This window comes from Paucihalobacter ruber (assembly GCF_006494535.1).
Lineage (GTDB): Bacteria > Bacteroidota > Bacteroidia > Flavobacteriales > Flavobacteriaceae > Paucihalobacter > Paucihalobacter ruber.
This window is the reverse complement of record NZ_VHIQ01000007.1, coordinates 160699-171116: the sequence shown is the minus strand read 5'-3', so window position 1 is coordinate 171116 and position 10418 is coordinate 160699. Positions and strand designations below refer to the sequence as shown.

General features: G+C 36.6%; 10 protein-coding genes. 7 read left to right on the top strand and 3 right to left on the bottom strand.

The genetic code is table 11. The features are described from left to right. Positions 1–260 precede the first annotated feature (260 nt). Both FJ651_RS13975 and yihA read left to right on the top strand, forming a co-directional pair. The gene (locus FJ651_RS13975) at positions 261–1025 is read left to right on the top strand and encodes an alpha/beta fold hydrolase (protein WP_140991174.1); all 765 of its coding nucleotides are present in this window, start codon (positions 261–263) and stop codon (positions 1023–1025) included. A gap of 9 nt (positions 1026–1034) precedes the next feature. Further along, positions 1035–1640 (top strand): ribosome biogenesis GTP-binding protein YihA/YsxC, encoded by a 606-nt coding sequence (gene yihA, locus FJ651_RS13970; protein WP_140991173.1) that lies wholly within the window; start codon positions 1035–1037, stop codon positions 1638–1640. On the opposite strand, the gene FJ651_RS13965 is transcribed toward yihA, so the two are convergent. Both FJ651_RS13965 and FJ651_RS13960 read right to left on the bottom strand, forming a co-directional pair. Then, positions 1633–2733 carry an ABC transporter permease gene (locus FJ651_RS13965; protein ID WP_140991171.1) on the bottom strand — a complete coding sequence of 367 codons (1101 nt, stop codon included), beginning with the start codon at positions 2731–2733 and terminating at the stop codon, positions 1633–1635. The two genes, yihA and FJ651_RS13965, sit on opposite strands and share 8 nt — an antisense overlap. 3 nt (positions 2734–2736) lie before the next feature. Continuing rightward, positions 2737–4863 carry a carboxy terminal-processing peptidase gene (locus tag FJ651_RS13960; RefSeq protein ID WP_140991359.1) on the bottom strand — a complete coding sequence of 709 codons (2127 nt, stop codon included), beginning with the start codon at positions 4861–4863 and terminating at the stop codon, positions 2737–2739. Positions 4864–5052: 189 nt separating this feature from the next. On the opposite strand from FJ651_RS13960, the gene surE reads away from it, so the two are divergent. From surE to FJ651_RS13935, 5 genes are read left to right on the top strand one after another with little or no spacing between them, the layout of a single operon-like run. Continuing rightward, positions 5053–5829 (top strand): 5'/3'-nucleotidase SurE, encoded by a 777-nt coding sequence (gene surE, locus FJ651_RS13955; protein ID WP_140991169.1) that lies wholly within the window; start codon positions 5053–5055, stop codon positions 5827–5829. Then, positions 5822–6115: a hypothetical protein gene (locus FJ651_RS13950; protein WP_140991167.1), complete on the top strand. Its 294-nt coding sequence runs from the start codon at positions 5822–5824 to the stop codon at positions 6113–6115. Before surE ends, FJ651_RS13950 begins: the two co-directional genes overlap by 8 nt. A 29-nt stretch (positions 6116–6144) precedes the next feature. Continuing rightward, entirely contained in the window at positions 6145–7257 is a 1113-nt protein-coding gene (gene lpxB / locus FJ651_RS13945) for a lipid-A-disaccharide synthase (protein WP_140991166.1), read from the top strand. 2 nt (positions 7258–7259) lie between these two features. Further along, on the top strand, positions 7260–7781 hold the full coding sequence (locus tag FJ651_RS13940; protein ID WP_140991165.1) for a C40 family peptidase: 522 nt from the start codon (positions 7260–7262) through the stop codon (positions 7779–7781). Between the two features lie 25 nt (positions 7782–7806). Then, complete coding sequence (locus FJ651_RS13935) at positions 7807–9834, top strand: ComEC/Rec2 family competence protein (RefSeq protein ID WP_140991163.1); 2028 nt, start codon at positions 7807–7809, stop codon at positions 9832–9834. Between the two features lie 3 nt (positions 9835–9837). Here the strand turns inward: FJ651_RS13935 and FJ651_RS13930 are convergent, their stop codons facing one another. Then, on the bottom strand, positions 9838–10389 hold the full coding sequence (locus FJ651_RS13930; RefSeq protein ID WP_140991162.1) for a thioredoxin family protein: 552 nt from the start codon (positions 10387–10389) through the stop codon (positions 9838–9840). Between the last annotated feature and the right edge of the window lie 29 nt (positions 10390–10418).

The following is a 10418-nucleotide window of genomic DNA, read 5'->3' as shown; positions in this document are numbered from 1 at the left end:
GTTCATAAGTTTTCAATTAAATGACATTTCATTAATCTTAAATATGGTTTTATGGCTATGAAAAGACTTCTAAAATTCAATTTAATAAGTTGATGATTTGGTAATGCAAGAATCGCTCTATAAAGGATTTTTAAGGTGTTAATAAGATAATCTATTCTGAAAGAAACAAGAAATGCGCATCTTGAGAATTGTTTTGTTTATTCTGAAAAACTAAACAAAAAAAATTATGTAGATTTGTCAATAATCGTATTGGTTAATATATGGCACACACGCTTAAGAAGGAGAAGCAATTTAGATATATTGAGGTTGGCGAAGGCACACCAATCATTGTACTTCACGGATTGATGGGTGGACTCAGTAATTTTAATTCAGTTACCAAATACTTCAGTTCAAACGGTTACAAGGTTGTTATTCCTGAATTGCCAATTTACACAATGACACTTCTTAAAACCAATGTTAAAAGTTTCGCTACTTACTTACGAGATTTTATAGAATTTAAGGGGTTTGATCAGGTAATATTACTTGGCAACTCTCTTGGTGGCCACATTGGTTTATATCACACAAAAATGTATCCCGACAAAGTGAAAGCTTTAGTGATTACAGGAAGTTCTGGTCTCTATGAAAGTGCCATGGGCGGTGGTTACACCAAGCGAAGCGATTATGAGGTAATTAAAAAGAAAGCCCAGGATGTATTTTACAATCCCGAAGTAGCCACCAAAGAAATAGTAGACGAAGTTTACGAAACCGTAAACGACCGCAATAAGCTGGTAAAAACACTGGCCATTGCCAAAAGCGCCATTAGACACAATATGTCTAAGGATTTACCCAAGATGACCACACCTACTTGTATTATTTGGGGTAAAAATGACACTGTTACACCACCAGATGTCGCTAAAGAATTTAACGATTTATTGCCAGACTCAGATTTGTTCTGGATAGATAAGTGCGGTCATGCAGCCATGATGGAACATCCAGATGAGTTTAACAACATTCTGCATGCATGGCTAAAGAGTCGTCAATTTTAAACAAAATCCATGCAAATTAAAACCGCTGAATTTGTAGTAAGTAATTCAGACGTCTCGAAATGTCCAAATAACACCATACCCGAATACGCGTTTATTGGTCGGAGTAATGTAGGGAAGTCGTCTTTAATCAACATGATTACCGGTAGAAAAAGTCTGGCCAAAACATCAGGCCGACCAGGGAAAACCCAACTTATAAACCACTTTATTATCAACAATAACTGGCATCTGGTTGATTTACCCGGTTACGGATATGCCAAGGTTTCAAAAACTGCTAAGAAAAAGTTTCAGCAATTTATAACCGACTACTTTTTAAGACGAGAACAGATGGTCTGGGCATTTGTGTTAATTGATATCAGGCATGAGCCACAAAAAATAGATTTAGAATTTATGCAATGGATGGGCGAAAACGCCATTCCGTTTTCAATAGTGTTTACCAAAGCCGATAAGCTAAAACCAAAAGCGATTGAGCGTAACGTAAATAGTTATATTACAACACTTTTAGAAACATGGGAAACTGCTCCGAAACATTTTGTAACCTCATCCAGCTCAGGCACAGGACGAGAAGAATTATTGGAATATATTGATAAGATGAATCAAAAAGTCTTTACTAACTAGCCTTTACATCAAACGCATCCCTAAGCGCATTACCTACCAACATAAAACTCATTACTAGCAACATAATACAAAAAGCCGGAATGAGCGCCAGATAAGGTTTTCCTAAAATAATATAATTGTAATGATCTTTAATCATAGCACCCCAACTGGCCATTGGCGGTTGTGCTCCCAACCCTAAGAAGCTTAAGCCGCTTTCTATTAAAATGGCAGCAGCAAAATTAGCAGCAGCAATAACAATAACCGGTGCCATGATGTTGGGCAAAATATGTTTGGTAATGATTCTAAAATCATTATAACCTAAAGCTCTTGCCGCGGTAACATATTGCATTTCCTTTAAGCTCATGATTTGTCCGCGCACCACTCTTGCCACTTCAACCCACATGGTAAGTCCAACGGCTATAAACACTTGCCAAAAACCCTTACCCAAAGCTAAAGTAATGGCTATGACTAAAAGTAAAGTTGGTATGGACCAGGTTACATTAATAATCCACATCACCAATGCATCTACTTTCCCACCATAAAATCCGGCAATACTACCCAAAAAAATACCAATCACCAAAGAAATAAATACGGCGATAAAACCAATAAAAAAAGAAATTCTGGCACCTATCATTATGCGACTTAACAAATCTCTTCCATATTTATCGGTGCCAAAAACAAATTTGGTTACTTTAATATGTTTAGAAATATCTTGCCCTTGAAAAACCCCAAGCGGAATTTCCTTCTCTACTTTAATTGAACTGTTCGGCGTAAATTCAGTATATATAATTTGGTCATTTTCTATACGATAATCTGAAATTGGTATTTGGGTATCGGGATTTTTGTTACCAAAAAACCATTTGGACAACTTTGATTGTTGTTGATTAGTATTGTTGTTTGGCACCGATAGTAAGGTGGTCTCAAAACCCGGTGGCATGGAATGCAAAGACAATTGCATTTGATTGGCATACTGAGAATTATCGGGAGCAAAAACATAGGCGAATATGGCCACAAAACCAATAACAAGAATAATAGCCAAACTAAAAACGCCCCAAAGATTTTTTTTAAATCTTTGAAGCGCCAAATATGAAAGTGAGCCACTTTTAATGCTCATATATTAATCCTTTCCGGCCGAAGCGAGTTTAGTTTTAACAGGATTGGCCATTTTTAAATCGAACAAAACATTAATAGCTTCTTCAACATAAACATCCTTGCTCAAACTTTGGTGCCAGCGTTCTCTTTTTTCTTTTAAGATAGAATCTTGGCTCATTAATTCAAATTCATATGGTAAAGATGTAAAAACCAAATCATTTTTATATTCTGTTATTTGCTCAAATCGCTTGGCTTCAAGTTCGTTTTGTTTCAATTCTTCTTTGTATTTCTGATAATTGAGTGAAAAATCGTTTTTATCTCGTATAGTCTTCACCCATTGCGCGTTGGCATCTATTAGCTTTAACTGTTCGTTTCTTGCCATCCGTGCGGCGCTTTTTTCTATGGTATTCTCAAAATCTAGATAACCATCCCAAATATCATAACTTACCGGGCTAATTTTATCCCATGGTAATGGATTATTTTGATCCTTTTCACCTATATCAATATAACTATATCTGTCAGGAACAATAACATCGCTTTTAACACCTTCGAGCTGCGTTGAACCTCCGTTAATGCGATAAAATTTTTGCGTAGTAAATTTGAGCGCGCCCATATCGTCTTCTCCGCTGCGTCTCACCATTCGGTTTAAATCCAAGACATTTTGAACGGTTCCTTTACCGTAGGTTTGTTTACTGCCAATAACAATGGCACGTTTGTAATCCTGCATAGCTGCTGCTAAAATTTCGGAAGCAGATGCCGAAAGCTCGTTTACTAAAATCACCAGTGGGCCGTCCCAAATGATAGAGCGGTCTTTATCGCGCAAAACTTCTTTTGGCTCACCTGCGGTCTTTACCTGAACCACCGGACCTTCTTTTATAAACAATCCGGCAATATCTACTACTGTTTGCAAAGATCCACCGCCATTATTGCGCAAATCTAAAACCAAACCACCAACACCTTGCTCTTTAAGACGAAGTATTTCTTGCTTAACATCAGATGCTGCATTTCGTTTTTTGTAGTCAGTGAAATCTACATAAAATTTAGGTAAATTAATTACGCCGAATTTTTTGTTATCTTTTTCTAAAAATGCCGACTTGGCGTAAGTTTCTTCCAATTCAACAATATCTCTTGTAATCGTGATATCTTTAACTGTACCATCAACCTTTTTGACGGTTAAAGTTACTCTTGTGCCTTTTGGTCCTTTAATAAATTTAATGGCATCCTCTAATCTCATACCGGCAATACTAACGGCTTCGTCTTCTTTTTCTTGACGAACACGAATAATATTGTCACCAACTTCCAGCTCATTTTGTCTCCAGGCCGGTCCACCACTAATAATTTCATTAACAATTACGGCATCTAATTTCTTTTGAAGTCTTGCTCCAATACCTTCAAAATTACCTGACATGGCCACATCAAAACGGTCTTTATCTTCAGGTGCAAAATAAAATGTATGTGGATCAAATTCTTCAACAATTGCATTGACATAAACAGAAAACCAATCTTTGCGCTGACGCTCATTAATAAATTCGTAAAGCTCATTAAGGTTTTCGAGTGTAGAATTTCTGCTTTCGACTTCAAGTTGGCTTGGCGATTTTACATCTTCGGTAATTTTATCATTTTCTTGCTGGCTGATCAAATCTTCATAATTGGCTATAGTTGAAAACTTGAGTTGCTGGCGCCATCTGTCGCGCATTTGTTTTTTATTCTTGACGTATTCAAGATTTTCATAATCTGTGTTAAAGACTTCATCTAAATCATAATTAAACGGCTCAGACAAAACTTCTTCGTAGATTACTTTTGATTCTGCAATACGTTGCAATAAACGATCGTGAGTAAGACTAAAGAAACTTAAATCATAGGTTTTGATTTGATCGTCAATTAAATATTGATATTTTTTAAATTCTTTAATATCAGATTCATAAAAATATCTTTTGAAAGGGTCTAATTGAATGAGATAAGATTCAAAAACATTGCTTGAAAAATCGTCGTTGATATCTTTCGGACTAAAATGACCTTGTTCTAACACATAAGTTATCAGCTGAATAAGAAGCTTGTCCTTATCGGGGTCATTAAAGTTTTTGGTTGTAAAACTACACGATGCAAATGCTAACAACAATGCTAAAAGCAACAGTATGTAATTTCTTTTCAGTAATCTAATCATAGTTTTTTTCTTTGGGTTTTCAATATTAACCAATTTGGTTCTATTTTGAAAATATCTACTAAAATACTAGAAAAAATCGTGCCACGACTAACGAGCCGATATAATATTTTGTTAAACCAAAAAGTTGTATGCTATCATGGCAGAATGATGTATTTTAGTGCAGAAAAATTATATAAAATGAAAAAGAGACCGCTTATTTTAGTCACCAACGACGACGGCATTACGGCACCGGGATTACGCACACTTATTAGTGTTATGAACACTATTGGCGACGTGGTTGTGGTAGCGCCCGACAGTCCTCAAAGTGCTATGGGCCACGCCATCACTATCAATTCTACTCTGTTTTTAGAAAAGGTGAAGATAGACGATGGCCCACAAACCGAATACAGTTGCAGCGGTACACCGGCCGATTGTGTAAAATTGGGAGTGAACGAAATATTGGGCAAAAAGCCTGACATTTGTGTTTCTGGAATTAACCACGGTTCTAATTCGTCTATTAATGTTATTTATTCGGGTACTATGAGTGCAGCACTTGAAGCAGGCATTGAAGGTGTGCCTGCCATAGGATTTTCGTTGCTTAATTACAGCTGGGGTGCTAAATTTGAAGCTTGTAAAAGTTTTGTGAAGACCATTACCGAAAATGCATTAAAAGAAGGCATTCCAAAAGGCCTTGTGCTCAATGTAAACATTCCTGACCTGCCCGAAAAGGACATTAAAGGCATTAAAGTTTGCCGACAAGCCAGAGCCAGTTGGAAAGAAGAATTTGACAAACGCACCAATCCAATGGGTAGAGAATATTACTGGCTTACAGGGGCCTTTGTTAATGAAGATCACGGTCAGGATACCGATGAATGGGCGCTTGCCAATAATTATATTTCGGTAGTCCCGGTACAATACGATTTAACGGCTCATCATTTTATTCAAGACTTAAACACCTGGAATTTGAATGACTAAGAAAAATAAGGATATATTTATCGGGATTTTTGTAGGACTTATTGCCAATATTTTCGGGTTGATTTTTGCCATTCAAATTTTTGGCGCTTCAGACGATTATGTAAAAGTGGTAAAAAACGCCATTGCCGAAAATATATTTGGCAAATTGGTTGCCATTGGTGCTTTGCTTAACCTTGGTGCCTTTTTTGTGTTCATCAAAAAACGGCAAGACCATCGGGCCATGGGTGTTTTAATTCTTACAATAATTGTTATGCTGATTACTTTCGGATTAAAATTTTTATCCTGACTTTTGTATCATACATATAGCATATTTAAGTGAAATACTACATCATAGCAGGCGAAGCCTCGGGCGATTTACACGGTTCTAATTTAATGAAGGCCCTAAAGGTTGAAGACCCTAAGGCTGAATTCAGATTTTGGGGAGGCGATTTAATGCAGGCCGTTAGCGATCATCTGGTTAAACACTACCGTGATCTCGCTTTTATGGGTTTTGCTGAAGTACTGCTAAATTTAAAAACCATCTTTAAAAATCTCAGTTTTTGTAAAGAAGATATCAAGGCTTACCAGCCCGACGTCATCATTTTTATTGACTATCCTGGTTTTAACCTTCGCATTGCTCAATGGGCAAAAGCCGAAGGTTTTAAAACACATTACTACATTTCACCGCAAATTTGGGCTTGGAAAGAAAATCGCATCAAATCTATTAAGCGCGATATAGACCAAATGTACGTGATATTGCCTTTTGAAAAAACATTTTACGAAGACAAACACCAGTTTCCTGTTCATTTTGTCGGGCATCCGCTAATTGATGCCATTCAAGACAGACCCAATGTTGATGAAATCAAATTTAGAAAAGACAACCATTTAACCAACCAACCAATCATTGCCTTGCTGCCCGGTAGCCGAAAACAGGAGATCAAGAAAATGCTCTCAGTTATGTTATCGATAACCGAAAGCTTTAAAGATTATCAGTTTGTGATTGCCGGAGCACCGGGACAAACCGATGAGTTTTACACGCCGTACCTTAAAAATAGTCAGGTTGGATTTGTGTCTAATAAAACCTACGACTTATTGAGTGTATCGTATGCGGCCTTGGTAACATCAGGCACTGCCACTTTAGAGACCGCTCTGTTTAAAGTACCCGAAGTAGTATGCTATAAAGGCAATTGGCTCTCTTATCAAATTGGTAAACGTTTGGTGAATTTAGAATATATATCGCTGGTAAATTTAATTATGAACAAGAAAGTTGTTACAGAACTCATTCAAAATGACTTTAACAAAAAACAACTCACAACCGAGCTACATTCTATTTTAAATACCGACAAGCGCCACCAAATGTTTTTAGAATATTTTGAATTGGAACAAATATTAGGAGGAAAAGGTGCCAGTACTAAAACGGCTCAATTAATTGTAAAAAGTTTACAATAAGTATGTTGACACTGCCTAAAAATCATTTTAAATTACTGCTATTCATACTGTTATCGGTTTCATTAACTGCATGTAAATCGGCTAAGAAAACAACATCAAAAACACCAAAAACCACTAAAACAGATGTCAAAGCTGTTAGTCCGGTTGCCTTATCGCTTATAAAAGAGGCCAAAACCTACGAAGGCGTTAAATACAAATATGGCGGTACTACCAGAAGAGGTATGGATTGCTCCGGTTTGTTACACACGGTGTTTCAAACTGAGGGAATAGCTTTACCAAGAACAACTTCGGCCATAGCCCAACAAGGTGAATGGATTGATATTAAAGATGTGAAACCTGGCGATTTGGTTTTTTTCGCCACCCGTAAAAACAGCCGTAACATTAATCATGTAGGTTTAGTTACCGGCATACGCCAAGGTTATATCGAATTTATTCATTCTTCTACTTCACAAGGCGTCATTACCTCATCGTTGGCAGAGCGCTATTGGTATTTTGCATACGTACAAGCCAGGCGTTTGTTATAATACTTATTTTTAGTAACTTAGACTTATGAAGTTACTAAAGTTTCCCATCGTGCTTTTTTCCTTATGCTTGATCGTGGGTATCGCCTTAAATCAGTGGCTCGATTTAGTTATCGATTGGGTTATTTATGCATTTCTGGGTTTACTGGTTGTGTTTTTTATACTTTATTACCTTGGCAAATATCAAATGAATAAAACCATTTGGTTCGGGTTAACAACAATGTTATTAATGATTAGTGGTGGTGTTTTAATACATCATTTCCATCAACCCATTCTTCATCATTCACATTATACCCATTATGTTAAAAACCAAACATCCGCAAAATTTCTTTTAGAAATAAGCGATGTGTTAAAACCAAATATTTACAACGATAGGTATTATGCCAAAGTTATTAGTTATGATGATGAACCTGTGCATGGAAAATTATTGCTCAACATTTCACAGGATAGTTTGGCAAAGGCACTACATGTTGGCGAAATAATAGCCGTTACTACCAAACCCGAAAACCTTCCTGGAGTTAAAAATCCGCATCAATTTGATTACAAGGCCTACCTCGAGCGACAATACGTGTACTCACAAATCAATACCAAATATTCCGAAATACTACAAACCAATCAACACGTAATATCTATTTCGTACTATGCGGCAAAATTCAGAAATCACACCGTTAAACAGTTAGAATTTTATGGCTTAGCGGGTGATGAACTGGCAGTTGTAAAAGCTATGTTATTAGGACAGCGCCAAGATCTTAGTGAGGATATTCAAAACAATTTTGTATCGGCGGGTGCCATCCATATTTTGGCAATTTCAGGACTACATATCGGTATTATTTTATACCTATTAAATTGGTTACTTAAACCTTTCGAATATCTTAAAAACGGTATTTACATAAAGACAATCATTTTGATTCTGTTGCTTTGGGGCTATGCCGTTGTAGCAGGTTTATCACCATCAGTGGTGCGCGCCGTTACCATGTTTACAGCGGTTGCCATAGCTATTAACCTAAAACGCGCCAATAATATATACAACACTTTGGCAGTCTCGGCATTTATATTATTACTTTTTAAACCTAATTTTTTGTTTGAAGTAGGATTTCAAATGAGTTACACAGCCGTGATCGGCATCGTAAGCATTCAGCCGGTATTGGTGAAACTTCTAACACCAAAATTCTGGTTACCAAGAAAAATATGGGAGATTTTTACGGTCACCATCGCTGCTCAGGCCAGTGTATTACCCATTAGCATTTACTATTTTCATCAATTCCCGTCGCTGTTCTTTTTGTCTAATCTGGTAATTATTCCTTTTCTTGGTGTGATTTTAGGTTTTGGTTTCTTTATTATGATTTTTGCCTCATTAGGTGTGATGTACAGCTGGATTGTGAACCTCTATTCCTATATTATTTCCGGGCTTAATCTATTTATTGAATGGATTGCAGGTTACGAAAGTTTTTTAATTAAAGACATCCCAGTAAGTATTTTAGAGCTCGTGGCTTTGTTTATTTTAATTTCAACGTTGGTTGGCTTGATTGAAAAACAAACCGCGCGAAGGTTGGTTTGGACACTGACTTCTATTGTGATTTTTCAGCTGGCTCATGTCATCACCCTAAAAAGTACAGAAAACACAGCAATGATTGTCTTTCATAAAACAGCCGAAAGTATGATAGGAATTAAAACAGGAAGGCATCTTCAACTCTATTCCAATACGGACAGTTTAGACACCAATCAAAACCTCCTCAGAAATTATAAAGTTGGCAACAGAATTAAAAGCATTGAAACCGCCCCGCTAGGTAATGTTTTGCAATACGAAAACAAATTAATTCTTGTGGTCGACAGTCTTGGTATTTACAATGTAAACTTTAAACCTGATGTAGTAATTTTAAGGGATTCACCTAAAATAAACCTAACAAGATTGATTAACGAGCTAGGCCCACCACAAATAGTAGCCGATGGGAGCAATTATGCGAGTTATGTAGAGCGTTGGCAGGCCACCTGCGACCAAAAAGAAATCCCATTTCACAGCACACGTCAAATGGGATTTTATATCATTGATAAATAACTTTTACTTTCCCGAGAATGAAGGCTTAAAATTGGTATAATAGGTATTAAAATCTTCCTGAGACGTCATTTCTTTGTGTTTGTTACTTTGAAATAACTTAAGATATAACTCTAATTGTTGCGGACTTTGATAACCTCTCACCGGGGTAATATAGTCTCCTTTTTCATCAAAAAAGACGATGGTTGGAAAAGCATTAACCTTTAAAAACATCGTTAGCTGATGTGTACCATTTCTTGTTTTTGCCTTAGCCGCATCGTAATTGGGGTTGGTAAAAGTTTTACCCATGTACTTCTCGGTTGAGTTACCCTCAGCATTAAATTTTACCGCGTAATAATGTTTGTTTATAAAATCGGCCACATCTTTATTTGCAAAGGTGTTCTTATCAAGCATTTTACAAGGTCCACACCAAACGGTGTACACATCCATCATGATTTTTTTAGGACTCTTTTTTTGAAGTTCTAAAGCCTCTTCGAAACTCACCCAGTTGATTTGCTGGGCTAACCCAACTGTTGTGGTTATTAGCAGCAGTAGGATGAAATGAATTATTGTTTTCATCTGTTTATTTTTATTGTTTTTTAATGGTC